The following is a 25,162-nucleotide window of genomic DNA, read 5'->3' as shown; positions in this document are numbered from 1 at the left end:
GCGGGATGGAGCAGCCCGGTAGCTCGTCAGGCTCATAACCTGAAGGTCGTCAGTTCAAATCTGACTCCCGCAACCAAAATATACCACAAAACCAAAAGCTTAGATGTTGAGCGTTTCGCTTGTGTATTGGTAAGCGCAAAACGAGTCAACACCACGTCAACGTTTGACGAGTCCCCCCCGAAAGGCGTAAGCGGCGGCCACGCCCCATTGATTTTGCACTTGCGCGGCGTCGCAATGGGATCACGCGGAGGGCGGCCGGTAGCTCGTCAGGGACTACGAGACGAGGTCCCTATGCATCCCGGCCCTGTTGGGCGTAGGCCCACGGCATCAGATCGTCGATGTCACGGGCGAGATGGCCGTGGGCCAGCTTCGTGAACAGATCGCGCATATACACGTAGGGTTCCACGCCGTTCATCTTGCATGTGCCGATCAAGCTGGCAAAGCGGGCCCAGTTGCGGCCACCTTCGTCGTGGCCGGCGAAGAGCGCGTTGCGGCGGTTCATGGCCGGGCTGCGGATGGCGTTCTCCACGAGGTTGGAGTCAATGTCGACGCACCCGTCCTCGAGGAAGAGCCGGAAGCCGTCCTGGCGGCGCAGCATATAGGCCATTGCCTCACCGAGGTCGGATTTGCGCGACACGCGTGCAGCCTGGGCGGCCAACCAGGTAAAGAGTTCATCGACCAGCGGGCGCGACAGGTCCTGCCGGACGGCCAGACGATGATCCGGGTCCGAGCCACGGATGGCATCTTCGATCTTGTAGAGGGCCGCGATGCGCAACAGCGCCTCCTCGACGATGGGAGATCCCTTCTTGGGCTTGGCCGCGATCAGCTTGCGCCGGCCATGCGCCCAGCAGAAGGCCAGCCGCAGCGGATCACCGCTCGTGCGTTTCGGCGTGGCCAGATGGCTATAGCCGCCATAGGCATCGACCTGGATCGTGCCGTTGAAGCCATCAAGGATTTCGGCGGCGTATTCGCCCTTTCGCCCAGGCCGGTAATGGAACACCACGCCGGGTGGCGCAGGACCGTTCCAGCCGCGATCATCGCGCAACACCGCCCAGAGATAGCCAGTTTTCGTCTTGCCGCGCCCCGGATCCAGAACTGGGGCGGTGGTTTCGTCAACGTAAAGTCGAGTGCTGCCAGCCAGAAGCTGCTTGGCCATGTGATCGACCACGGGGGCGATCAGGGCTCCGGTTCTGCCCATCCAGTCGGCCAGCACCGAGCGGTCGATCGGCACCCCATGCCGGGCCATGACCACGGCCTGCCGGTTCAGCGGCATGTGCTCGGAATGCTTGGACACCGCAATCTGGGCCGGCAACGCCTCGGTCGGCCAGCTTCCCTCCAGCAGATGCGCGGGGGCTTTGGCCTGCACCACGCCGGTGCGCCCCTTGGGGCAGGCATATCGGGGGCGCACGGTGACAATGACCTGATAGCGCGCAGGGATGTAATCCAACCGCTCGCTCCGGTCCTCGCCGATCCGCACCATGTCGCCGCAGCCGCAGGGGCACAGGATGCTGTCGGGCTCGACCACGCGCTCGACACGCGGCAGGCTTTTGGGCAATGCCCGGGCCTTGCGGGGCGCGCGCGGCTTGCGCTTCTCTGGGTCTGGTTCGCTGGCCGCGATCCTGTCCTCGACGGCGGCGATTTGCGCCTGCGTCTCGGCGATGGCGGTTTCCAGATCTTCCAGCGCCAGCTCCAACTGCGCAGGGTCCAGCTTCTCGGATTTCGGCCCGAACTTGGTGCGTCGATACTCTTGAACTTGACCTTCCAGCTTCTCGATCAGCGCCTTGAGCTCGGTGATGAAGGTCTCTTTCTGGGCGACCACGGCCTGTTCGTGCTGGCGTGCGGCGCGCTCGACCGAGAGCTCGAACTGAACCGCTGCAAAGGCTTTCACCACCTCGGGCGGCAGGTCTGGAAACTGGCTGAGATCAAGGGGCTGTGACATGCGCATTTATACCTGATCCAAGGTGGAAAGCCCAATAAAACAAACCCCAAACCAACCTGGTGAGTCATCCTGCCGCAGCCGGCGGCACCACCCTCTGGGCAACCACCCGCCGCCAATCGAGACCTTCGAACAGCGCCTCGAATTGTGCGCGCGACAGCCGCATGACCCCATCCTGAACCTTCGGCCAGGCAAAGCTACCCTGTTCCAGGACCTTGTAGATCAGCACCATCCCGGTGCCGTCCCACACCAGGATCTTTAACCTGTCCCCGCGCTTCGAGCGGAACACCACCGTCACCCCGGAATGTGGATCGAGCTTCAGCTCGGTCTGCACGATCAGCGCCAGAGCGTTATGCCCGCACCTGAAGTCGACCGGCTTCGTCGCGATCAGGATCGGCAGCCGTTGGCCGGCGACAATCATGCCGCCCCACGCAATGCGCGCACCAGCGCCGCCGCGCGTTCCACCGCGACATCGCTGGGAATGCGCAGCAGCAGATCGGGTCCCACCTCAATCGTTATCACGCCGCTGCCGTTCTGAGACACCTCGACCATAGCCGATCCTTGCGGATCCACAGGGTCGGGCAGAATGGACAGCGGCACAAAGGCAGGTTCCGTGACCGCCGAACTTGGCGATGTGGTCAGCGCGTCCATCAGGTCGCTCGACAAAACAAGCCGACCCTGTCGGGCATGCCGACGCCAATCTGACAGGTGATGGGGCAGGATGTCATAGCGCGCTGCCACATCGCAGACCCGCACACCCGGCTGAAGGCTTTCGGCAACGATCCGAGCCTTGAGCTCAGCAGGCCACCGCCGCTTGCCTCGCCGCCGCGGTTCGACAACCTCACACCGCCCCATAAAACCACCGCCACCGTCCGCCATGCGCAACCTCCATCTGCTCAAGCAGACCTTCTCGCAGGCGCGGCGGGCGTCAGGAACTCATCAATCCAATGGGGCGTGGCCGCCGCTTACCGAAAGGCGGGGACATTTGCGTTTTTTTGGGGACTGTGGATGGTGAGGCCAATCGGAAAACGGCGATCGCCATGCTCGCGCAATCTAAGCAGAGTCTTCGGGAACAATAGGTGAACATTGAAATTCGGGCTTGCTCTCGTTTCTGATCAATCAGTCTGCGGCTCGCTGGAAATTGCGAACGGATAACTCCTGTACCCCCAAAGGCCCGATATTGGTTGCTTGTCAGGAAGCGAGACTCAGGAAATCGTTGGTCGATCATAACGTCCAGTGATCTGCCACGAAAGAGCCCGATGACACGGATCGCCCGTCTCGAGACATTCCATAACGAGTTTGTCTGCTTTGTCCGTGCGACGGCAGAGGACGGGGCTTTCGGATGGGGTCAGACGTCAACCTACAATGCCGACATAACCGCGCAGGTGTTTCATCGGCAAGTCGTGCCATGGGCTTTGGGTGCCGACAGTGCCGATATCGCAGGCCTGGTGCATCTGATCGAACAGCGCGAGCACAAGTATCCCGGAAGCTACCGTGCCCGGGCGCTGGCGGGGCTGGACACCGCCCTTTGGGATATGGCTGGACGAAGGGCAGGCAAGCCGGTTGCCAGTCTGATGGGCGGCGGGCCGGGGCGCATTCGTGCCTACGCCAGTTCGATGAAGCGCGACATTACCCCAAAGGACGAGGCGGACAGGTTGCTGCGCCTTTGTTCGGAGCAGGGGTTCACTGCCGCGAAATGGCGGATCGGCGCCGAGTGTGGCGAGGACCAGGACGAATGGCCGGGGCGGACCGAAGAGATCATCTCGAGACTGTCCCGCGCCTTGAGCGACGGCATCGACAAGCTGGTCGATGCCAATTCCGGTTTCTCGGTTCCGCGCGCCATCGAGGTGGGACGGCTGCTGACCAATCACGGCATCGGGCACTACGAAGAACCCGTGCCCTATTGGGATCTGGAAGCGACCCGCGCCGTAACCGAGGCGCTGGAGATCGACGTGACCGGGGGTGAACAGGACTGGGACATGGGCACATGGTCCCGGATGATTGCCATGAAGGCCGTCGATGTCGTGCAGCCGGATGTGATGTACATGGGCGGCATGGCCCGGACTTTGCAGGTGGCGCAGATGGCCCAAGCAGCGGGCCTGTCCTGCACGCCGCATTCGGCAAACCTGTCTTTGGTGACGATGTGTTCGATGCACCTGCTGGCGGCGATCCCCAATGCCGGGAAATACCTAGAACTGTCGATCGAGGGCGATGACTACTACCCATGGCAGCGCAACCTGTTTCTGGGTCAGCCCTTCGCCGTGACGGATGGCCACGTCACCGTGTCTGACGCCCCGGGTTGGGGGGTGGAGATCAGTCCGGCCTGGCTTGACCGGGCGACCTATACCGAAGCCGCAGTCGAGAGCTTCAGGCCAAGCGCCTATGGCGCACTTTATCACAAGGGAGGAAAAGCATGACAAACTCAATGTTTCCGCGCGGAATGACCCGTCGCGGCCTGCTGAAGAGCGGGATGGCCATGACTGCGGCGGGGCTGATCCTGCCTGCAGGCATGGCAATGGCCCAGGCGGAACCAAAGAAGGGGGGCGTGTTCCGTATTGGCATTGGCCACGGTTCGTCGACCGACGGCTATGATCCCGGCCTGTGGGACCAGCTTTACGTCCAGACCTTCGCGGCAGCCCGCCACAACTATCTGATTGAAATTGCGCCGGATGGCAATCTTGTGCCGGAAATCGCGGAAAGCTGGGAATCTGCAGATGGCATGACTTGGGTCTTCAAGATCCGTCAGGGCGTCAGCTTCCATTCCGGTAAGCCGGTGACGGCAGAGGATGCTTTGGCATCGTTGAACCACCATCGCGGCGAAGCTTCGACCTCGGCTGCGAAGCCGTTCTTCGACGCTGTGACCGATATCAAGGTCGACGGCACGAATCTGGTTGTTACGCTGAACGCCGCCAATGCGGACTTCCCTTATCTGATGTCCGACTACCACCTGCCCGTTATGGCCAGCGCAGACGGCAAGATTGACCCGACTTCGACCGATGGCTGCGGCGGCTACATTGTCGAAAGCTATGAGCCGGGCGTTCAAGCCACGTTGAACCGCAACCCGAACTACTGGAAATCGGACAAGGCACACTTCGACCAGATCGTCCTTTTGTCGATCCTTGACCCTGCGGCTCGCCTGAACGCGCTGATGACCGGCGAGGTTGATACCATCGATCAGGTCGACCCGGCCTCGATCGCGCTTCTGGAAAGCCGGGGCGTGGCCAAGATCCTGTCGATCTCTGGTAACGCGCACTATGTCTTCCCGATGGACGCCCGTGTGGCTCCCTTCACGGACAACAACGTGCGTCTGGCGCTGAAGTACGCTTTCGACCGGCAGGAACTGGTGGACAAGATTCTTGCTGGCCATGGCTCGGTGGCAAACGACAACCCGATTGGTCCGGCAAACCGCTATTTCCATGCCGAAATGGAAGCAAAGACTTATGATCCGGACAAGGCGAAGTTCCACCTCAAAGAGGCTGGAATGGATAAGCTGGAGGTCACTCTCTCGGCCGCCAATGCTGCCTTCAACGGTGCGGTCGATGCGGCCGTTCTGATGAGCGAGAAGGCCGCTGCCGCGGGCATCACGATCACCGTCGACCGGGTGCCGGATGATGGTTATTGGGACAACGTCTGGATGAAAAAGCCATTCTGCGCGTCCTATTGGGGCGGCCGTCCGGTCGAAGACCAGATGTTCACGACAGCCTACAAAGCAGGCGCTGAGTGGAACGAGAGCTTCTGGTCGAACGAGAAGTTCGACGCCTTGTTGGTCGCGGCTCGCTCGGAACTGGACGAGGCCAAACGCCGGGAAATGTACCAAGAGATGCAGACGATCGTTTCTTTCGAAGGATCGACGATCATCCCGATGTACAACAACTATGTAATGGCCTTGTCGAACGCAGTAGCGACCCCCGAGAAGGTTTCCAACAACTGGAACCTCGACGGCTTCCGTTGCGTGGAGCGCTGGTGGTTCGCCTAATCCTAGGCGATTGAAAACATGGCCCTGACGGGTATTGCCTGTCGGGGCCTTTCGGTCATCGCGGCGCCAAGACCGCAGGGCTCAGGTCGAAACAGGGGGAAAAGATGAACGATATCTGGCGGATGATCGGGCAGCGGCTGCTCTTGGGCGTGCTGACCCTCTTCATCATTTCCGTTGTGATCTTCGGGGCGACCGAGCTTCTGCCGGGCGACCTCGCCCGCGAGCTTTTGGGCCAGTCGGCAACAAAGGAAACCTTGGCCGCGTTGCGCGAACAGCTTGGCTTGAATGATCCCGCGCCGCTTCGCTATTGGAACTGGTTGACCGGTGTTCTGCAGGGTGACTTCGGTGTGTCGATGGCGACGAAAAAGCCGATCTCGGAACTGGTGGGCGTGCGGCTTGGCAACACGCTGTTCTTGGCACTTTATGCTGCCGCCCTGTCTGTTCCCCTGTCGCTGCTTCTGGGAATTCTGGCAGCCCTTTGGCGCAATTCGATTTTCGATCGGGCCTCGAACGCCCTGGCCCTGACGGCGATTTCCTTCCCTGAATTCTTCGTGGCCTACATCCTTGTCCTTTGGCTGGCGCAGACTGGCCTGTTTCCGTCGATGGTGCGCATCACGGGCACGACGACGACGGGCGATCTTTTGTACATGGCATTTCTGCCCGCATTGACGCTGACCCTTGTCGTCACCGCCCACATGATGCGCATGACACGGGCGGCGATCATCAACGTGCTGGCCTCGCCATATATCGAGATGTCGCGGTTGAAGGGCATGTCGCCGATGCGCGTCGTGCTTCGCCATGCGGTGCCGAATGCACTAGCACCAATCATCAACGTGGTGGCACTGAACCTTGCCTACCTGATCACCGGCGTGGTGGTGGTCGAGGTAGTCTTCGTCTACCCGGGCCTGGGGCAATTGATGATCGACGCGGTGACAAACCGTGACATTGCGGTGGTGCAGGCCATCGCGCTGATCTTTGCCTCGGCCTACGTGCTGCTCAACCTCATCGCGGATGTGCTCTCAACGATCACCAACCCGCGCCTGATGCACAGGAAGTAGGGCCATGACCATTGTTCTTTCCATTATTGTCGGTCTGGGCCTGTTTTTCACCGTAGGGTTTGCCACCCGCGCCGGGTTGCAGGCAGCCGCGCCCCTTCATCACAAGCCCATGTTCCGCGACATGCCGCTGACGGCCTCGTTCGGGCTTGCGGTGATCGTGATCTATGTCGTCGTGGCCAGTCTTGCCCCCGCAATCGCCCCTTACGGCGAAGGCGAGGTTCTGGGCGCGCAATACCTGCCCTGGGCAGCACCCCATTACCTCGGTACCGACAAGCTGGGCCGCGACACGCTGACCCGGTTAATCTATGGCGCGCGCAACACCGTGGGCATTGCCTTTGCCACGACGGCGCTGGCCTTTGTCGTGGGGGCGGTGCTTGGCATTTGGGCGGCATTGGTCGGCGGACGACTTGACCAGTGGGTATCGCGCTTTGTCGATGCGTTGATGGCCATCCCGGCGCTGATATTTTCGCTTCTTCTGCTGACGATCTTCGGCACTTCGGTTCTGACGCTGATTCTTGTCATTGCAGCTGTCGATTCTACCCGCGTCTATCGTCTGGCACGGTCGGTCGCCCAAGGCATCGTGGTGATGGACTATATCGAGGCCGCCCGCTTGCGCGGCGAAGGTATGTGGCGGCTGATCCGGCGCGAGATCCTGCCCAATGCGATGGCACCATTGGTGGCCGAGTTTGGCCTGCGCTTTTGCTTTGTGTTTCTGTCGATCTCGGCGCTCTCGTTTCTTGGTCTTGGGATCAAGCCGCCCACCGCCGACTGGGGCAGCATGGTGCGCGAGAATGCCACGCTGATCACCTTTGGCGACATCACCCCCCTGCTGCCCGCCGGAGCGATCGCCCTTCTGACGGTGGCGGTGAACTTCGTGGTGGACTGGCAATTGCACCGCGCGAGCGGGCTGAAGGAGTAAGCCCATGGAAAAACAGGTGCTTCTGACCATCAAGGGTCTGCAGATCGAGGGACGGTCGGGCGATGCCTGGCACCCGATCGTTAAGGGCGTAGACCTGACCCTGCACAAGGGCGAGGTTCTGGGCCTGATCGGAGAATCCGGGGCGGGGAAATCCACTCTGGGTCTGGCCGCGATGGGATTTGCTCGCGACGGCTGCCGTATCTCTGGCGGGACCATCGACTTTGACGGGATGGACCTGCGCACGGCCCCCGAAGCCCAGCGCCGGGGCCTGCGCGGCAAGCGCATTGCCTATGTGGCGCAGTCGGCAGCGGCCAGCTTCAACCCGGCACACAAGCTGATCGACCAGTATTGCGAGGGTCCAGTTGTTCACGGCGTGATGTCGCGTGAAAAGGCCGAGGCCGATGCGGTGGAGCTTTACCGCCGCATGCGTCTGCCGAACCCCGAAGAAATCGGCTTTCGCTATCCGCATCAGGTTTCGGGCGGGCAATTGCAGCGCGCGATGACCGCCATGGCCATGTCCTGTCGTCCCGATCTGATCATCTTTGACGAGCCGACGACTGCGCTGGACGTGACCACGCAAATTGAGGTTCTGGCCGCGATTCGCGACATCGTGCGCCAGTTCGGGACTGCGGCAATCTACATCACGCATGACCTTGCGGTGGTGGCCCAGATGGCCGACCGGATCAAGGTTCTGTTGCGCGGGGACGAGGTGGAAGAATCCGATACCCGCAGCATGCTGACCGACCCAAAGGAGGAGTATACGCGCAGCCTTTGGGCAGTTCGCAGTTTTGCCCGCGCCGAACAGCCGCCCGCGACAGGAAGGCCGGTTGTATCTGTGCGCAACGTCACAGCAGGCTACGGTGCGGTCGATGTACTGAAGGATGTCAGCTTTGACATCTACGCCCGCCGCACCGTGGCCGTCGTGGGCGAAAGCGGGTCGGGCAAGTCCACGACGGCGCGGGTGATCACCGGGCTTCTGGTGCCGCGCAAAGGTGAGGTGCTGTTCAACGGCAAGGCGCTGCCCCCCAACTTCAAGGCCCGGAGCCGCGAAGAACTGCGCCAGTGCCAGATGATCTACCAGATGGCCGATACCGCCTTGAACCCCAAGTTGCGCCTGCGCGAACTGATCGGGCGCCCGGCGGAGATGTACCTTGGCCTGAAGGGCGAGGCACTGGAAGCCCGCATCCGAGACCTTTTGGCGTTGATCGAATTGGAGCCGGACAAGTACATCGACCGATTGCCATCCGAGCTTTCGGGCGGGCAAAAGCAGCGCATCGGCATCGCCCGCGCCTTGGCCGCCGAGCCACAACTGATCATCTGCGACGAGGTAACCTCTGCGCTGGATCAGATCGTGCAGGAGGGCATTCTCAAGCTTCTTGACCAGCTGCAATCGGAACTGAACCTTGCCTATATGTTCATCACGCATGACCTCGCCACGGTAAAATCCATCGCCGACGAGGTGGTCGTCATGCAGCACGGGGCGGTGGTCGAGCGCGGGCCGAAAGCCGTGCTTTTTGCCAATCCGAAGCAGGATTACACCAACCTTCTCCTCTCTTCGGTTCCGGAAATGGACCCCGACTGGCTGAACCGGCTGCTCACTGCGCGAGGTGCCAATGCGTGATCTTTCTGGGATATCCGCACTGGTGACAGGCGGGGCATCGGGTCTTGGTCTTGCAACCGCGCGTGCGCTTGCCGAGGCGGGCGCAAGGGTTGCCGCCCTGGATTTGAACGTTGGCACGTCGGAGCCGGGCATCCTGCAACTGGCCTGCGATGTCGCCGATGACGCATCGGTCATCGCAGCACTTGATGCGGCGGAGCGCGCGCATGGGTCGGCAAGGATCGTCGTCAACTGTGCAGGGATTGCCGGCTCGATGCGGCTGGTGGGTCGAGACGGACCGGTGGAAATGGCGCGGTTTGAACGGGTGATCCGGGTGAACCTGTTGGGCACGGTTTCTGTTATGACCAAGGCCGCCGCCCGAATGATGACGCTTGACCCCATCGGACCAGATGGCGAGCGCGGCGTCATCGTCAACACCGCCTCGATCACCGCCTATGAGGGTCAGATCGGGCAGGGGGCCTACGTCGCCTCGAAAGGGGCCATCGCCGCGATGACCATTCAGGCGGCGCGCGAATTCGCGGCCCGCGGGGTGCGGGTTCTGGCCATCGCGCCGGGTCTGTTCCATACGCCGATGGCTGCTGAAGTTCCGCCCGAGGTGGTCGACGCCATCACCTCGGATGCGATCTTTCCACGCCGATTTGGCGAGCCAGAAGATTTCGCTGACCTTTGTTTGTCGATGATCCGCAACCCTATGCTGAACGGTGAGGTGATACGGCTGGACGCCGGAGTAAGGCTGCGGGCTCGCTAGGACAAGTCCTGCCTGTCCTCTTCGGCTTTGGCGATCAGCCAATCTCTGAACAGGGCAGCATCAGGTTGGCTGAGGCCTTCCTCCGGTGTCAGAATGTAAAATGCCTCCTGAACCGGAACCGATAGTGCAAAGGGGCGGACCAGCCGCCCTGATCTCAGCTCTTTCGTGGACATGGAGGTGCGCCCCAACGCGACACCTCCGCCATTTGCGGCCACCTCATAGGCCATCAGCGAGGAGTCGAACTGCGCACCCGCGCCCGAATTCACCTTGGTGGCACCTGCGGCTGCCAGCCAAGTGGACCAACCTTCTTTGTAGCCCATGACATGCAGAAGACGCTCTTTTGCCAGATCTTCGGGCGATCCCAACCGCGCGGCAACCTCTGGCGTGCATAGCGGATCAAGCCGCTCCCATGTTACGCGCTGAGCAACGATCCCGCGCCACTTGCCGCTGCCATAGCGGATGTCCAGATCATATCGTTCGGTTTCGGCTTCCTCGGACCAAACCGATGAAATGATCCGGACTGGCACCTTGGGATAATCATCAAAGAAACTGGGCAGGCGCTCAGCGATCCAGTTTACTGCCCAACCAAGTGGTGCGCGCACCGTCAGTATCGCGTTGCGTCGATTTCCAAAGACTTCCTGGGTGCCAGCAGCCAGCCGTTCGAAGGCGTCATTCACCTTAGGCAAGTATGCGGCCCCGGCTTTGGTCAGTGCCAGGCTGCGCGGCAGGCGTTCGAACAGACGTTCGTGCAGGTGGTGCTCCAGAAGCTTCACCTGCTTGGAAATGGCCGCTTGCGTCAGATTCAACTCGGCCGCAGCATTGGTAAAGCTAAGGTGCCGCGCCGACGCTTCGAACGCACGCAGCCACGGAAGCGGCGGCAACTGATGTCCCATTTTCCGAACCCCCTCACACAGCCGCCAGACAAACTGTTGGCGCTCGATTCGCGGCCTGCAAACGAAGCAGGGCTATCCGCAAGCGAAGCTTAGCCCCTTTTTTCGTCATGTGTAAGTTGGTCAATTCCGGGTTAGGCTTTCGCTGTTCCAGACGGATGATCCCATGACAGCCCTCACGCATACCCAACTTCTCATCGGCCAGATGCTCAGGGCACCTGCCGGTCGAAACCCCGACCAGACAATTCATGACGGTGAAGGCAAGGCCCAGAGCTACCGTCAGTTCCACGCCCGGATTGGCCAACTGGCGGCGGCTCTGAACCGGCTAGGTCTGGGGCGCGGAGCCACCATTGCGGTGATGGATTGGGACACGTCACGGTATCTGGAGTGTTTTTTCGCCATACCGATGATCGGGGCGACGTTGCACACAGTGAACATCCGCCTGTCGCCCGAGCAAGTGCTGTTCTCGATAAACCATGCCGAGGATGATGCCATCCTGTGTCACTCGGATTTTCTGCCGCTGCTGCTGCCGCTGTTGGCGCGGATCATCCGCCCGGCGAGGTTGATTTTTCTGACTGATGTCCCGGCAGCACTGCCTGATGGGTTTAGCGGCGAGTACGAGACGCTGTTGGCCATAGAGGATGCGAACTTTGTCTTTCCCGATCTGGCCGAAGACACCCGTGCGACGCTGTTTTACACCACCGGCACCACGGGAGAGCCAAAGGGGGTCAGCTATAGCCACCGCCAGTTGGTGCTGCATACGCTGGCCGTTGCCGCGGGGTTGGGTACGGTGCCGGGCAAGGGCGGCATCAAACGCGACGATGTCTATATGCCGATCACGCCGCTGTTTCACGTTCACGGCTGGGGCTTTCCTTACATTGCGACCTTCCTTGGCCTGAAGCAAATCTATCCGGGTCGCTATGAGTCCGCGCGCCTTTTGTCGCTGATTGCCGAACATGGTGTGACCTTTTCGCATTGCGTGCCGACGATCCTGTCAATGGTGCTTTCAGCGCCAGAGGCGGCGACAAAAGATCTGTCGCAGTGGAAAGTGCTGATCGGAGGCTCTGCCCTGCCGGAAGGCTTGGCCCGTCAGGCCCGGACCCATGGCATCGATATCCATGCCGCCTATGGCATGTCGGAAACCTGCCCCTTCGTGACCGTCGCCGACATGGTGGCCAGCCAGAGCAGCGACGACATTTCCATCCGTACCGCCACCGGGCGCGCGGCGCCTTTGGTCGAGGTGCGGGTGGTGGACCGCGACATGCGCGAGGTGCCGTCGGATGCACGAACGACGGGCGAGGTCGTCGCCCGCGCGCCGTGGCTGACGGCGGGGTATCTGAAAAACCCCGAGGGCAGCACCGATCTGTGGCGCGATGGTTGGCTGCATACTGGCGACGTCGGCCATGTGGCCCCGGACGGTACGCTGCGCATCACCGATCGGTTGAAGGACGTAATCAAGTCCGGCGGCGAGTGGGTGTCGTCGCTGACGCTGGAGAATCTGGCCTCCGTCGTGCCTGGAGTGCATGAGGTGGCGGCGGTGGGCGTGCCCGATGACCACTGGGGAGAGCGACCCGTGCTGGTGGCTGTGTTCGACGGGGCAGAGACCACCCGGCAAGCCATTCTAGCCCGCATCGCGGCGGCGATTGCCGCAGGTGACTTGCCGAAATGGGCAGCGCCTGACCACATTTTCGCGGTGGTGCAACTGCCGCGCACTTCTGTTGGAAAGATCGACAAGAAGGTGATCCGTCAGATGCTGACAAAGGGAGAAATTGCATGAGGCGCGAAGCCGTTATTGTTGCTGTCGCCCGCACGCCGATCGGAGTGGCGTTCAAGGGCAGCCTTAACAACATCAAGTCACCAACATTGGCTGCGCACGCCATTTCCGCAGCAGTTATGCGTGCCGAAATAGATCCGGGCGAGGTCGAGGATCTGGTGATGGGTACGGTTCTTGGCGCGGGTACCGCCGGCATGAACCTTGGCAGGCTTTCAGCGCTCGCTGCGGGATTGCCCCTTACGGTGTCGGGCCAGACAGTGGACCGGCAGTGCGCGTCGGGCCTGATGGCAATTTCGATCGCGGCACATCAGATCGTGCAAGAGGGCATGGATGTGGCAATTGCTGCGGGGCAAGAGAACGTCTCGGCTGTTCAGGCCCGTTACTTCGACTGGGTGACTGCCGAAAATGACCCGACAGTGACCGACCATGCGGCCTATGCCTACATGTCGATGATCGACACGGCCGAAGTCGTTGCCCGGCAATTCGGGATCTCGCGCGAGACGCAGGATGCTTTCGCGCTGCAATCACAAATGCGGGTGGCGGCGGCGCAGGCGGCGGGGCGGTTTGACGCAGAAATCGTACCCATCACGGCGACGCGCCTGATCCGCAACCGGGATACTGGCGAAACCCGGACCGAAATGGTGACGTTAAGCCGCGATGAGGGCAACCGCGCCCAGACAACGCTGGACAGCCTTGCAAGGCTGAAACCGGTGCGCGACGGCGGCACGGTTTCGGCGGGCAATGCCAGCCAGCTTTCCGATGGCGCGGCGGCACTGGTGCTGATGGAAAGGCGCGCGGCGGAACGACGTGGCTTGCCTGTTCTTGGGGTCTTTCGCGGCATGGCTGTCGCGGGCTGTGCGCCCGAAACCATGGGTATTGGCCCGATCCATGCAGTGCCGCGGCTGTTACAACGTGCGGGCCTGACAGTTGGTGACATCGACCTTTGGGAGTTGAACGAAGCTTTCGCCGCACAGGCGCTGCCCTGCATCCAGCAGCTTGGCCTTGATCCCGAACGGGTCAACGTGAACGGTGGTGCGATTTCCGTCGGCCATCCCTACGGCATGTCCGGCGCCCGTCTTGCTTGCCACGCATTGCTGGAGGGACGGCGGCGCCGCGCACGGCTGGCGGTTGTGACAATGTGCGTGGGGGGCGGAATGGGGGCTGCTGGCCTCTTCGAGATCGCTTGACATGGCTATAACCAAATCAGGCCCTCAGCGTGAAAACTGGTTGTTTGCACCCTTGGCCGAAGTTGCCTCACCTTAGGGTCACGCGGATCGAAGTCGATCAGCGCTCCCTGTCAGTTGATCTGACACACCTTCCTGCCGATTGGGTGCAAACGCCCGTCGGCAGGGGCTTTCTTTCATGGATGGAGGGTTTCGAATGTCAACTTTCACCAAGGTCTACGCCGGTTTTGCGACAGCAGCATCGCTTCTGGTGTCGGGAGCAGCGCATGCAGAAGCACCGGGATGGACGGCGACCACTTCATTCAGCGCCCCCAAGGGTGCCGCACCGGGGATGCCTTTCGCCGCGCGTCTGGATTTGACCACAACGGCCATGATGATTGAGGCTGACCCCGCCGACAAGATGATCCGGTACCCGTTCGAATGGTGGGGGATTTTCGATTTTCTCGCCAAGCAGGACCCGGCGTGCGCCTTGCCGCTGATGCAGCTTGATGCGGGCCTCTTTCCGGGCCTGACGCTGAACCTGGTCGCCACTGACACAGGCGATCTGATCCCCGCCAACCGCGGCATCATTCGCCGACCGGTGGCCGAGCGCACCGCCTCATTCTGGGAATTCATTGCTGGACCGGGCAAGACCTGGAGGCTGACCGAGGGCGAACATGCGGGCTGGTCGAAGGCGGCCTTCCCGATCTCGCTGGTGCAAAGCCAGGAGGGCGAAGCTTGGCTGGGCCTGGCGAGTTTTGAATACAAGGACGGGCAGGTGACACCACTGCAAGTTCAGTTCTCATCGGATTCTGCGGGTGGGTTCCTGTTCTGGGACCCTGATTTCGACGTGACGGCCTGGGCCGAAGTGCCCGCAACGCTGGAATTCGCCACCAAGATTGACGCGGCGGCTGTGACGGCGGATTTCAACGCCGAGCGCGAAACACGGCTTCCTGTGAAACCGCTGGACGACCTTGGCGATGCGTTGAAGGTGGCGGCAGGGGGGCTCGACCCGGTGCGCACGCTTGCCGTGGCGGTGCTGCACAGGGGTACGCTTTACATGAACCCGGTTACCACGCCCTTCGGCACTCATCCCTACCAGCAAGAGATGCGCGTCGGGGTCTGGTCCGTGTCAAAATCTCTGATCCCCGGCATGGCGGCAATGCGGCTAGCGCAGAAATACGGGCCGGAGTTCCTCGACACGCTCATCGTCAGCTATTTCAAGGAGGGCGAGGAGTTTACCTATCCGTCTTCCGCCGCAAAGGAGCGGATGGACACGGTGACGATCCGCAACGCGCTCAACATGCAATCGGGCATGGGGCCGGATGGCTATGATGCCAACTGGGACGCGAAATCGACCAACACCTACCAATGGTCCTACTCCTACGCGCTGGCCGATCAGATCCGCCACTACTTCAACCAGGAACTCAACCCCAACGTCGCCGGGCCGGGGCAGAAGATGGTCTACATGGATCAGGACATGTGGATTGCCGCGCTGGCAATGCAACGCTTTCTGCAATCGAAAGAAGGCCCGGACGCCACCATCCTGACCATGCTGGAAACCGAGGTTTACGCCCCGATCGGCGCGCCGCATTTCATCTCGGGCACCAACTACACCCCTGACGGTTCTATCGGCTTCCCGTTCTCCGCTTGGGGGGCTTTGCCCACTATCGACACATTGGCACGCGCCGGACAGTTGATCGCCAACGGCGGCATAGGCCCAGTTGGCGGCCAGATTCTTGATCCAACTCTGGTCGCAAGCCTCTCTGCCAGCCCCGACTATGGCCTTGCCTTCTGGCGCACTGTCGCCAAGCGCGACGACACTGTGCTGAACGTGCCCGGCATGCGTGGCTCTGGTGGCAACATCGTGCTGTCCCTGCCAAATGGCGACGCCATCGTGGTTCTGGGGCGCGACGACTACAACCATTCGGTCAGCGACGAGCAACTTGTCGCCCTGATCCAAGCCACTCTACATCTTTCCTCCAACTGACCGGAGCCTGAATTGTTCGGAATTACCCCCTCTGCCCGACTGCGTCCCTCGCCGTTCTACGAGGCCACGGTTAAGGAAGGCGTCACCAACTTCACCACCTACAACCACATGCTGATGCCGACGGCCTTTGGCAAACCCGAGGAAGAATACTGGCGGCTGATCAATGGGGTCAGCCAATGGGATGTGGCGGTCGAACGGCAGGTTCAGTTGAAAGGGCCGGATGCCGGGCGGCTGGCGCAGATCCTGTCGCCACGCGATCTGTCGAAGCAAAAGGTTGGGCAGGGCAAATATGTGCCGCTGTGCAACCATCAGGGCATCCTGATTAACGATCCTATCTGCCTGAAGCTGGCTGATGATCTTTATTGGCTGTCGATTGCTGACAGCAATATCTGGTTCTGGGCCGCCGCTATCGCCGCCGAGAGAGGGCTGAATGTCGAAGTAAGCGAACCCGATGTCTCGCCCATGGCCATTCAAGGCCCAAAGGCAGAGGACGTGGTCGCGCATGTCTGCGGTGATTGGGTGCGCGAGCTGAAGTACTTCTGGTTCCGCGAGACAGAGATTCAGGGCATCCCGGTGGTTGTCCAGCGCTCGGGCTGGTCCAAGCAGGGCGGGTTCGAAATCTATCTGCGCGACGCGACCAAAGGCACGGCGCTGTGGAACATCTTCCGCGAGGCGGGTGCGTCTTGGGGCATCGGGCCGGGCGGCCCAAACTGGTGCGAGCGGGTGGAATCTGGTCTGATCTCTTATGGAGGGGATACTGACAGCACCACCAACCCCTATGAAGTACGGATGGGCAAATATGTCGATCTGCAGGTGCCTGACGATACCGTGGGCATCTACGCCCTGCGACGAATCGCAGCCGAAGGGCCAAAGCGGCACTCTCTGGGGATCATTCTGGATGCGGGAGAGCCGGTGAAGCCCGGTTTCCTGTGGAACCCGATCTTCAAGGAGGGTCGCAAAGTGGGCGACCTGACCAACTGCGTCTTCTCTTACCGTCTGCAAAAAAACATCGGCTTTGCGCTCATCGACAGCGCCTGCGTCATCGGGGATGCGGTTCAGGCGCAAGTGGCGGGTGTGATGCAGCCCGGAAAATTGACCGATCTTCCTTTCCTGTGAGTCTGACATGAGCCTTGATTTTATAACCGAACCGACTCGCCATGTGCCGGTCATTCACCACACCGATGTGCTGGTCGTGGGGTCCGGCCCCGGTGGACTGGCCGCCGCGTTGGCTGCTGCCCGCGCGGGCGTGCAGGTCTGCATGGTTGAACGCTTTGGTTGCTACGGCGGGAACATCACCGTGGTGGGGGTCGAGGGTCTGGCCTGGTATCGTCATGAGGCGACCATTGAGGCCAATGGCATCGGACGCGAATTTGAGGATCGCGCCAAGGCGATGGGCGCCGCCGTGCCAGAAAGCCAATCGCTGAGCTATGAGTTGGACAGCGAAGGCTTCAAGCTGGTCGCCGACCGGCTGGTCGAAGATGCAGGCATTCATGGCATGATGCACCGCACTTTCGTTGCCCCGGTCATGGAAGGTGACCGCATCGCAGGCATCATCGTGGAATCGAAGGCGGGACGTGAGGCGATCCTTGCGAAAGTGGTGATCGACGCGACGGGGGACGCTGATGTTGCCGTCCGCTGCGGTGCTCCTGCGCCGAAAACTCCGTCCGAGCATATGCAGGCGGCCTCCGTGATGTTCCACCTTGCAGGCGTCAACAAGGCCGAATTCATGGCCGAGGTGAAGGCCGATCCGCAGACTTACAAGGACTGGTCCACCGGCGAATGGACCGTGGAAACCGACGGGAAAGAGGACGACATGTTCTCGCCCTTCCTCAAGAAACCCTTCGCCAAGGCGATTGAGGAAGGCATCATCCCCAAGCATCTGACGACCATTGCGGGTACCTGGGGTGCGATGCATGACACGGGCGAGTTGACCTACATGAACCTCGTGCATCTGGCCGGGATCGATGGCACCGACCCCGATAGCATGACGCGGGGAGAGGTCGAGGGCCGCAAACAGGCGATGCTTGCCATCGAGGCGCTGCGGCATTTCATGCCAGGCTGCAAAGGGGTGAGGCTGCGCAACTTCGGCATGACCATCGGCATCCGCGACACCCGCAAGATTGATGCCATTTACAACATGACCGAAGCGGATGTGCGCCACCAAGGCAGGTTCGAGGATACCATCGGCATCTACCCCGAATTCATCGACGGCTACGGTATCCTGATCATCCCGACCACGGGTCGCTACATGCATATCCCCTACCGCTCGATGCTGCCGAAAGGGATCAAGGGCCTTCTGGTCGCAGGCCGGGCGATTGGCGGCGACATGGTGGCCCATGCGGCAACGCGCAACATGGCCTGCTGTGCCGTGGCCGGTCAGGGCGCGGGCGTTGCCGCAGCGCAGGCGGTGAAGTCCAACTGTGACGTGGATATGGTCGACATGGATGCTGTCCAGCGCGAGTTGATCCGGCAGGGGGTTCGCATTCAATGACCATTGTTGCACGGACATTCGCGACCTTCGCCGAAGGCTTTGCCCTTTCCTATGCGGATGAGGTTTCGGGCGAAACCTACTTCGCAACCTTCGCCACGGCCGAACCCGACCCGCGACGCGCCGCGATCTGGGAAAAGATCGCCCTAATCGAAAACTGCATGGAAGCGGCCCTGCGTCCCTTGGCAAAGGCCCTTGGCGTGATCCCGCCCGACCTTGCCGCCCTTCGCGAGTCCGGGCGAGAGGAAGCCCTCGCCAATCCCATTCAGTCCTGGGAGGCGGCCATGGAGGAGATGGTCCGCGAGTATCCGGCTTATCTGGACGAATTCGCCGGCCTGAAAGTCATTGCGCCACAAGAGGTGTTCGACGGCATGGACCTGATTTATGCACACGAAGTCGCGATGATCGACTTTGCCAAGTTGGACCTTGCGGGCAATCGTGACCCCGGCGCACCCCTTGATGCCTTTTTGACCCGGTTGGGGAAGTGGTCGGCGACATGAGGGTGATCCGGGCAATCAATCCAGAGCGCGCGCTGCGGTTGCCCGCAGACGAGTGGCAGGCACCTGCGTTGAATGATCCTTCGGGCACCTCAGGGCGACCCAAGACGGCAATCTATCGCCACCGCCACACTTATCTTCGGGCGATCGAGACGGTTGCGGGTCGGGCCTTGCCGCCACCCGATCTGTCGGAGATGGCCGCCCACCGCGTCACTCAGGCCGAGGTCATCGCCTTTTGCCGCAACATCATCGCGCATTTCAATGCACCGAAAACCTGGGCGCTCCGCACCTTTCCCAAAACCGCTCCCGGCAAAATCCAGAAGTTCATTCTGTGGGCAAAAGCGCACGAGATGGGGTTCCAGCCATGACATTCGAAGCGCCGGTCAAAGACCTGCTGTTCAACATCGCGAATATCGCGCCGTGGTCTGGCGAACCGGCGCATGACCTTGAGATCGCGGCGGCAGTTCTAGAGGAATTCAGCCGCTTTTGTGTCGAGGAAATTGCGCCCCTGAACGCGCCGGGTGATAGGGCAGGATCGCGCTGCGAGGGGGGGCAGGTTCACACGCCGTCCGGTTTCCCTCAGGCTTATGCCAAGTTCATGGCGATGGGCTGGCAGGGCTTGGTGCATCCGTCCGAGTATGGCGGGCAGGATTTGCCCCGTGCGGTTGGAGCTGCTGCTGGTGAAATCATCAACGCCGCCAATATGAGTTTCGCGCTATGTCCCTTGTTGACCGACGGCGCGATCGAAGCCCTGCGCCACTTTGGGTCGCCGCAGATGCAGCAGAGCTATCTGCCCAAGCTGGTGTCGGGCACATGGACCGGCACGATGAACCTGACCGAACCGCAGGCGGGCAGTGATCTGGCGTTGCTGAGAACCCGCGCCGAGTGTCAAGCCGATGGCAGCTATCAGATTACCGGCACCAAGATTTTCATTACTTATGGTGAGCATGATCTGACAGAGAACATCATCCATCTTGTGCTGGCCCGCACACCGGATGCGCCTAAGGGCATCAAGGGTATAAGCCTGTTTCTGGTACCCAAAAGGTTGGTGGAGGATGGCACACCGAACGCTGTCTGCTGCCAAAGCATCGAACACAAACTGGGCGTCCGGGCCAGCCCGACATGCGTGCTGGCGTTCGAAGGTGCGACCGGGTTTTTGATCGGGCGCGAAAACGCCGGATTGGAATACATGTTCACCATGATGAACGCCGCCCGCTTTGCTGTGGGCGTTCAGGGCGTGGCCATTGGCGAGCGCGCCTATCAGTTGGCGTTGTCTTACGCCAAGACCCGCCATCAGGGCCGCCCCGTTGATGGCAGCGCGCCCGAGGCGGTCGCCATTATTCATCACCCCGATGTGCGCCGCATGCTGGCCCAGATGCGCGCCATGACCGAAGGGTGCCGCGCACTGGCCACCTTTGCTGCCGGATGCCAAGATCGGGCCGAGACCGCAGGCACGCCCGAACAGCGCGCTGAAGCCTTGGCTTTGGCCGAGTTCCTTGTGCCGCTGGTCAAGGGGTTTTGCACCGAAAAAGGGGTGGAGACCGCCTCGCTGGGCGTGCAAATCCATGGCGGCATGGGCTTCATCGAGGACACCGGGGCGGCACAGCACTACCGCGATGCACGCATCCTGCCGATCTATGAAGGCACAACTTCCATTCAGGCCAACGATTTTCTTGGCCGCAAAACGCTACGCGACGGCGGCGCGGTCGCGAGACGCATCGCCGCGATGATCGCCGTGACGGAACAACAACTGCAGACCGGCTCATCCGTGGCGCAAGAGATTGGCGCGCGGCTTGCCGATGCCCGCAGCGCCTTTGAGGCCACCATCGCCCATTTGATTGCGGTCGCGCCCGCCGATGCAAACGCTGCCTATGCCGGGGCGGTGCCCTTTCTGATGTTGGCTGGCAATCTTGTGGCTGGGTGGCAAATGGCACGGTCTGTACTCGTGGCCGAAGCGGCGCTGGCGCGCGGCGAAGACGGCGCGTTCATGGCGACCAAAATCGCCACAGCGCAGTTCTACGCCCACCACATCCTGCCAGAGGTTGACCTTCAGCGGTCCCGCGTCACGCAGGGCGCGGCAAGTCTTCTTGGCGTAACATTCTGACCCGGCAGAGTGCATCTGCCCCCTCCTTCACTTTTTGAATAGGACCGCATCCATGGCCATCCAGATCGACCCATCGCACTACACGAACCTTGCTATCGAAGCCCACGATGATGGGGTTCATGTCGTGACCATCAACCGCCCGCACAAACGCAACGCATTGGATTCGGATACGATCGAAGAGCTGGTCACGTTTTTCTCCACCGCTCCGCGCGCAGACGTCCGCGCCATCGTGCTGGCCGGATCGGGGGATCATTTCTGCGCCGGGCTGGACCTGATCGAGCATCACACGGCAGACCGTAGTCCGGCCGCGTTTTGGCATCTTTGCCTGCGCTGGCACGAGGCTTTCAACAAAATGGAGTATGGCGGGGTTCCTGTCATCGCCGCGCTGAAAGGCGCGGTCGTGGGCGGCGGGCTGGAACTGGCGAGTTCGGCACATATCCGCGTGGCCGACAAGACCACCTATTTCGCATTGCCCGAGGGGCAGCGCGGCCTCTTTACTGGGGGCGGGGCGACAATCAGGGTGGCCGGTCTGGTTGGCAAGGCGCGGATGATTGACATGATGCTGACAGGCCGGGTTTATCAGGGCCAAGAGGCCGTGGATCTTGGCCTTGCGCAATATCTCGTAGAAGGGTCCAGCTTAGACCACGCACTGAATCTGGCCCACAAGGCGGCACAAAACCTGCCTTTGACCAATTTCGCCATTTGCTCTGCCATCAGCCACATGCAGAACATGTCGCCACTGGATGCCGCCTATGCTGAAGCCTGCGTGGCTGGCGTGGTCAACACGCAGCCAGAGGCGCGAGCCAGGTTGGAGGCTTTTGCCAACAAGACCGCAGCGAGGGTGCGGCCAAATGAATGATGCGCGGGCCGGTTCGACAGTACTGATCACTGCCGGAGGTTCGGGCATAGGGCGGGCCATGGCCGAAGCCTTCGCGGCAACCGGTGCGAGAGTTTGGATCACTGATATCTCACAAAGTGCTTTGGATAGCTGTCCGACGGAATGGCAGCGCGATTGCCTCAATGTGGCCGACCCAGTTGCCATGTCAGAGCTATTCCAGCGCGTTCAAAAGACCTGGGGCGGTCTTGACACTTTGTGCCCCAATGCAGGAACGCCCGGGACGACCGCACTCGTCGAGGATCAGGACTTTGCCGCATTTCAGCGGTGCCTTGCCGTCAACCTGGGTGGCGCTCTGCTTGCAGCGCAGGGCGCTTTGCCGATGATGAAAGCGGCAGGAAATGGCAGCATCATCTTTACCGGTTCGACTGCGGGGCAGTTTGGATCCCCTTACCGAGCGCCCTATGTCGCGGCGAAATGGGCTATCAATGGCCTGATGAAGACGGTTGCAATGGAGGCAGGGCCTTACGGCATCCGCGCTAATGTCATCGCCCCCGGCTGCGTCGAAGGCCCTCGGATCGACGGCGTGATTGAACGCGAAGCAGTGGTAAAAGGGACCACAGCTGACATCATTCGCAAGGCCTACGAGGCTGGTACTTCGCTTCGGGTCTTTGCACGCCCGCAGGATGTGGCCGCGATGGCGGTGTTTCTGGCATCAGATGCGGGTGCGCGGATCTCGGGGCAGATCCTTGCCATTGATGGTCACACCGAGAATCCCGACCCAAAACCTTGACTGAACAGAAAGGCGAGAGAATAGCAGTGAATGGCTTATACGTGAAATTTCAGTTGCGATCCGCAGCCGATTGGAGACTGGCACAGTTTTTTCAGGGAGCCTAAGTCCTATACCAGATCAACGCACGACTGGGTTTCAGCAGAGCTGCTCTCCGGATCCAAGCTGCGGCACAGGCGTACTTAGGCGCGCTGGAATTTCAAGAACGAGATCAGCCGGTTCGGCTGGTCTGAATTCCTAGAAAAGGCAGGGTTCGATACGTCCCAGTGTCTCGATCATCTTTTTTCTGCGCCGGTTGTACGGCAACAAATGAAGTTAACCGCGCCGCGTGAACAGCAAGACACGATGCATTTGCAGGTCAGAAACTCCGCGCCAACCGGTGAGCCGCATATATGGCGTGTGCAATCAGGCCCGGTGCGACGCAGTCGCCCACAGGATCAACCGATTTGATCCCGGCCTCGGCCAGGTTGGCGGGGTCTGATAGCAACTGTTGCGAAAGCCTATCCGCAGGCACCCGATCGGCCACCACCACCAGATGATCCACAGCGCAGTCCAGCGGATCACCTCCAAGGACCGATACCAGCTGTACCCGACCGTTCAGGCCCACTGACAATTCGCGCCCCGCCATCAGCGCGACGCCAAGACCTGTCAGGCGGCGCAGCACGCGGTCTTGTTCCAGCGTCAGGCTGAGGAACCCCGAATGGGTTAGCGCCGGGGTGGAAAAGGTCACGCTTGCCCCGGACAGTTGCAGCTTTTCCGCGATCAGGCCGCCGATATAGCCGCCTTCGGTGTCATGCACCAAAATCCGCCCCTGCGGGCACAGGCCGTCCATGATGTCATCCGGTGTCAGAACGGGGATGTCCAAGTCCGCACCGCGCCGCCCGTCGCGGGCCATGACCGCAGGCCGCCATGTTGCCCCGGTGGCGATTACGACGCGTTTGGCCCCAAAGCCCAGAATATCGGCAACCTCCATCCGGCTGCCGGGGTAGAGTTCGACATTGGGCAGCTTGACCAACTGGCCCAGACGGTAGTCGCGCACCCGCCCCCACGCCGCGATGCCCGGCAAGGCCGCTTCGCGCGACACCCGACCGCCAAAGCCGTCGCGGGCTTCGGCCAGAGTGACGTGATGGCCGCGCCGGGCCAATGACAGCGCACATTCGAGCCCCGCGGGCCCGCCGCCTACAATCAATACCCGATCGTCAGAGCGGCGGGCGGGCATGATTTCAGGATGCCAACCGGCGCGGCCTTCCTCCATCATCGTGGGGTTCTGCGTACAACGGATTGGCACAAAGCTGTTTTCGCACGACAGGCAGATATTGCAGCCAATACATTCGCGAATATCGTCGATGCGGCCTTCGGCAATCTTTAGCGGCAGGAACGGGTCGGCAATCGAAGGCCGCGCGGCCCCGATGAAATCCAGTAAGCCCCGCCTGATCTGGCTGACCATGGTATCGGGTGAGGTAAAGCGCCCCACGCCTACAACCGGCTTGCCGGTGATCTGTTTAACAAATCGCACGAACGGCTCTTGATAGCCTTCTTGCGAAAACCGCGCGGTTTGGCTGTCGTTTGACCAATCAGAAAGGTTGACGTCCCAAAGATCGGGCAGGTCTTTCAGCAGTTCAACCACCTCTGCCCCTTCGCCATCGTGGGTCAACCCATCCGGGCCAAGGAACTCTTCCACGGCGAAACGCAGCGCCACGGCACAGCGATCCCCGACCGCCTCCTTGGTATCCTCCAGCAGTTCGCGCAACAGCCGGGCGCGGTTTTCCAGACTGCCGCCATATTCGTCGCTGCGGTCGTTGAAGCGCCGGGCCAGAAAATGCGAGGCGATGGACAAATTGTGGCTGGCATAGACATAGATGATATCGAACCCTGCCGCCTTGGCGCGCAAGGCAGCGGCGCGGTGATCTTGGCGCAGGGTGCGGATGTCAGATTTGTCCATCGCGCGGGCCTGAACCGGCTCGATTGCCTCGATCAGCAAACGCGATGACGGGCCGATGCTGGGCCGCCGTGACGTGCGATTGGCTGAATAAAGCCCCATATGCGCCAGTTCTGCCCCTGCAAGCGCGCCATGCTTGTGCACCAGATCTGCCATGCGAGCCTGGCGCGCAATGTCTGCGTCACTGGAAAACCGCAGGGCGGGATAGGGCGAGATATCTGCATCCTGCGAAATTTCGATATTCTCGGTGCAAACCACGCCCCAGCCTCCCATCGCCTTCATCTCGCGCATGGCGGCCACGTCGGCAGGGGCGCGATCTGCGATGCCGGTGCAGTGCGGGACCTGATAAAACCGGTTTGGCGCAGTGACAGGGCCGATGCGCACAGGTTCAAACAGCACGCCATAGCGGGGATCCATACGGGGCATATCTACGCCTT

21 protein-coding genes are annotated in these 25,162 nt (G+C 61.2%); 16 read left to right on the top strand and 5 right to left on the bottom strand.

Features of this window, described 5'->3' with window-relative positions; genetic code table 11:
- Positions 1-289: 289 nt before the first annotated feature.
- From tnpC to tnpA, 3 genes are all read right to left on the bottom strand, one after another.
- Positions 290-1,939: an IS66 family transposase gene (gene tnpC / locus ACEN2R_RS17180; RefSeq protein ID WP_442043912.1), complete on the bottom strand. Its 1,650-nt coding sequence runs from the start codon at positions 1,937-1,939 to the stop codon at positions 290-292.
- 64 nt (positions 1,940-2,003) lie between these two features.
- Positions 2,004-2,357 carry an IS66 family insertion sequence element accessory protein TnpB gene (gene tnpB, locus ACEN2R_RS17175; protein WP_442043911.1) on the bottom strand — a complete coding sequence of 118 codons (354 nt, stop codon included), beginning with the start codon at positions 2,355-2,357 and terminating at the stop codon, positions 2,004-2,006.
- A complete protein-coding gene (gene tnpA, locus ACEN2R_RS17170; protein WP_442043910.1) occupies positions 2,354-2,815 on the bottom strand; it encodes an IS66-like element accessory protein TnpA in 462 nt (153 codons plus the stop codon). The genes tnpB and tnpA overlap by 4 nt, the downstream gene beginning before the upstream one ends.
- Positions 2,816-3,195: 380 nt before the next feature.
- On the opposite strand from tnpA, the gene ACEN2R_RS17165 reads away from it, so the two are divergent.
- The 6 genes from ACEN2R_RS17165 to ACEN2R_RS17140 all read left to right on the top strand — a co-directional run bounded on the left by ACEN2R_RS17165 (position 3,196) and on the right by ACEN2R_RS17140 (position 10,255).
- Entirely contained in the window at positions 3,196-4,353 is a 1,158-nt protein-coding gene (locus tag ACEN2R_RS17165; protein ID WP_442043909.1) for a mandelate racemase/muconate lactonizing enzyme family protein, read from the top strand.
- Complete coding sequence (locus tag ACEN2R_RS17160) at positions 4,350-5,912, top strand: ABC transporter substrate-binding protein (protein WP_442043908.1); 1,563 nt, start codon at positions 4,350-4,352, stop codon at positions 5,910-5,912. Before ACEN2R_RS17165 ends, ACEN2R_RS17160 begins: the two co-directional genes overlap by 4 nt.
- A 104-nt stretch (positions 5,913-6,016) precedes the next feature.
- Entirely contained in the window at positions 6,017-6,970 is a 954-nt protein-coding gene (locus ACEN2R_RS17155) for an ABC transporter permease (protein ID WP_442043907.1), read from the top strand.
- A gap of 4 nt (positions 6,971-6,974) precedes the next feature.
- Positions 6,975-7,889, top strand: coding sequence for an ABC transporter permease (locus ACEN2R_RS17150; RefSeq protein ID WP_442043906.1), 915 nt, complete (start codon positions 6,975-6,977; stop codon positions 7,887-7,889).
- A 4-nt stretch (positions 7,890-7,893) separates the two neighbouring features.
- The gene (locus tag ACEN2R_RS17145) at positions 7,894-9,510 is read left to right on the top strand and encodes an ABC transporter ATP-binding protein (protein ID WP_442043905.1); all 1,617 of its coding nucleotides are present in this window, start codon (positions 7,894-7,896) and stop codon (positions 9,508-9,510) included.
- Positions 9,503-10,255 (top strand): SDR family NAD(P)-dependent oxidoreductase, encoded by a 753-nt coding sequence (locus ACEN2R_RS17140; protein WP_442043904.1) that lies wholly within the window; start codon positions 9,503-9,505, stop codon positions 10,253-10,255. The genes ACEN2R_RS17145 and ACEN2R_RS17140 overlap by 8 nt, the downstream gene beginning before the upstream one ends.
- Here ACEN2R_RS17140 and ACEN2R_RS17135 read toward each other — a convergent pair.
- Positions 10,252-11,148 (bottom strand): LysR substrate-binding domain-containing protein, encoded by an 897-nt coding sequence (locus tag ACEN2R_RS17135; RefSeq protein ID WP_442043903.1) that lies wholly within the window; start codon positions 11,146-11,148, stop codon positions 10,252-10,254. The two genes, ACEN2R_RS17140 and ACEN2R_RS17135, sit on opposite strands and share 4 nt — an antisense overlap.
- A 163-nt stretch (positions 11,149-11,311) precedes the next feature.
- Here ACEN2R_RS17135 and ACEN2R_RS17130 point away from each other — a divergent pair, with 163 nt between their 5' ends.
- From ACEN2R_RS17130 to ACEN2R_RS17085, 10 genes are all read left to right on the top strand, one after another.
- Positions 11,312-12,922: a fatty acid--CoA ligase gene (locus ACEN2R_RS17130; RefSeq protein ID WP_442043902.1), complete on the top strand. Its 1,611-nt coding sequence runs from the start codon at positions 11,312-11,314 to the stop codon at positions 12,920-12,922.
- A complete protein-coding gene (locus ACEN2R_RS17125; protein WP_442043901.1) occupies positions 12,919-14,106 on the top strand; it encodes a thiolase family protein in 1,188 nt (395 codons plus the stop codon). The genes ACEN2R_RS17130 and ACEN2R_RS17125 overlap by 4 nt, the downstream gene beginning before the upstream one ends.
- 193 nt (positions 14,107-14,299) lie before the next feature.
- Positions 14,300-16,072 carry a hypothetical protein gene (locus ACEN2R_RS17120; protein WP_442043900.1) on the top strand — a complete coding sequence of 591 codons (1,773 nt, stop codon included), beginning with the start codon at positions 14,300-14,302 and terminating at the stop codon, positions 16,070-16,072.
- Between the two features lie 12 nt (positions 16,073-16,084).
- The gene (locus ACEN2R_RS17115) at positions 16,085-17,188 is read left to right on the top strand and encodes a glycine cleavage T C-terminal barrel domain-containing protein (protein WP_442043899.1); all 1,104 of its coding nucleotides are present in this window, start codon (positions 16,085-16,087) and stop codon (positions 17,186-17,188) included.
- Positions 17,189-17,195: 7 nt separating this feature from the next.
- Positions 17,196-18,563: an FAD-dependent oxidoreductase gene (locus ACEN2R_RS17110; RefSeq protein WP_442043898.1), complete on the top strand. Its 1,368-nt coding sequence runs from the start codon at positions 17,196-17,198 to the stop codon at positions 18,561-18,563.
- Entirely contained in the window at positions 18,560-19,060 is a 501-nt protein-coding gene (locus ACEN2R_RS17105; RefSeq protein ID WP_442043897.1) for a hypothetical protein, read from the top strand. Before ACEN2R_RS17110 ends, ACEN2R_RS17105 begins: the two co-directional genes overlap by 4 nt.
- On the top strand, positions 19,057-19,425 hold the full coding sequence (locus ACEN2R_RS17100; RefSeq protein WP_442043896.1) for a hypothetical protein: 369 nt from the start codon (positions 19,057-19,059) through the stop codon (positions 19,423-19,425). The genes ACEN2R_RS17105 and ACEN2R_RS17100 overlap by 4 nt, the downstream gene beginning before the upstream one ends.
- Positions 19,422-21,161 carry an acyl-CoA dehydrogenase gene (locus tag ACEN2R_RS17095; RefSeq protein ID WP_442043895.1) on the top strand — a complete coding sequence of 580 codons (1,740 nt, stop codon included), beginning with the start codon at positions 19,422-19,424 and terminating at the stop codon, positions 21,159-21,161. Before ACEN2R_RS17100 ends, ACEN2R_RS17095 begins: the two co-directional genes overlap by 4 nt.
- A gap of 52 nt (positions 21,162-21,213) precedes the next feature.
- Positions 21,214-22,020, top strand: a complete 807-nt coding sequence (locus ACEN2R_RS17090; protein WP_442043894.1) for a crotonase/enoyl-CoA hydratase family protein — start codon at positions 21,214-21,216, stop codon at positions 22,018-22,020.
- Positions 22,013-22,789: an SDR family oxidoreductase gene (locus tag ACEN2R_RS17085; protein WP_442043893.1), complete on the top strand. Its 777-nt coding sequence runs from the start codon at positions 22,013-22,015 to the stop codon at positions 22,787-22,789. Before ACEN2R_RS17090 ends, ACEN2R_RS17085 begins: the two co-directional genes overlap by 8 nt.
- Positions 22,790-23,144: 355 nt before the next feature.
- On the opposite strand, the gene ACEN2R_RS17080 is transcribed toward ACEN2R_RS17085, so the two are convergent.
- Positions 23,145-25,151: an oxidoreductase gene (locus tag ACEN2R_RS17080; protein WP_442043892.1), complete on the bottom strand. Its 2,007-nt coding sequence runs from the start codon at positions 25,149-25,151 to the stop codon at positions 23,145-23,147.
- Between the last annotated feature and the right edge of the window lie 11 nt (positions 25,152-25,162).

The sequence above is a fragment of the Pseudogemmobacter sp. W21_MBD1_M6 genome (genome assembly GCF_052119585.1).
GTDB lineage: Bacteria > Pseudomonadota > Alphaproteobacteria > Rhodobacterales > Rhodobacteraceae > JBGQOJ01.
Note: the sequence above shows the minus strand (reverse complement) of the source record. Positions and strands in the feature narration are given on the sequence as shown.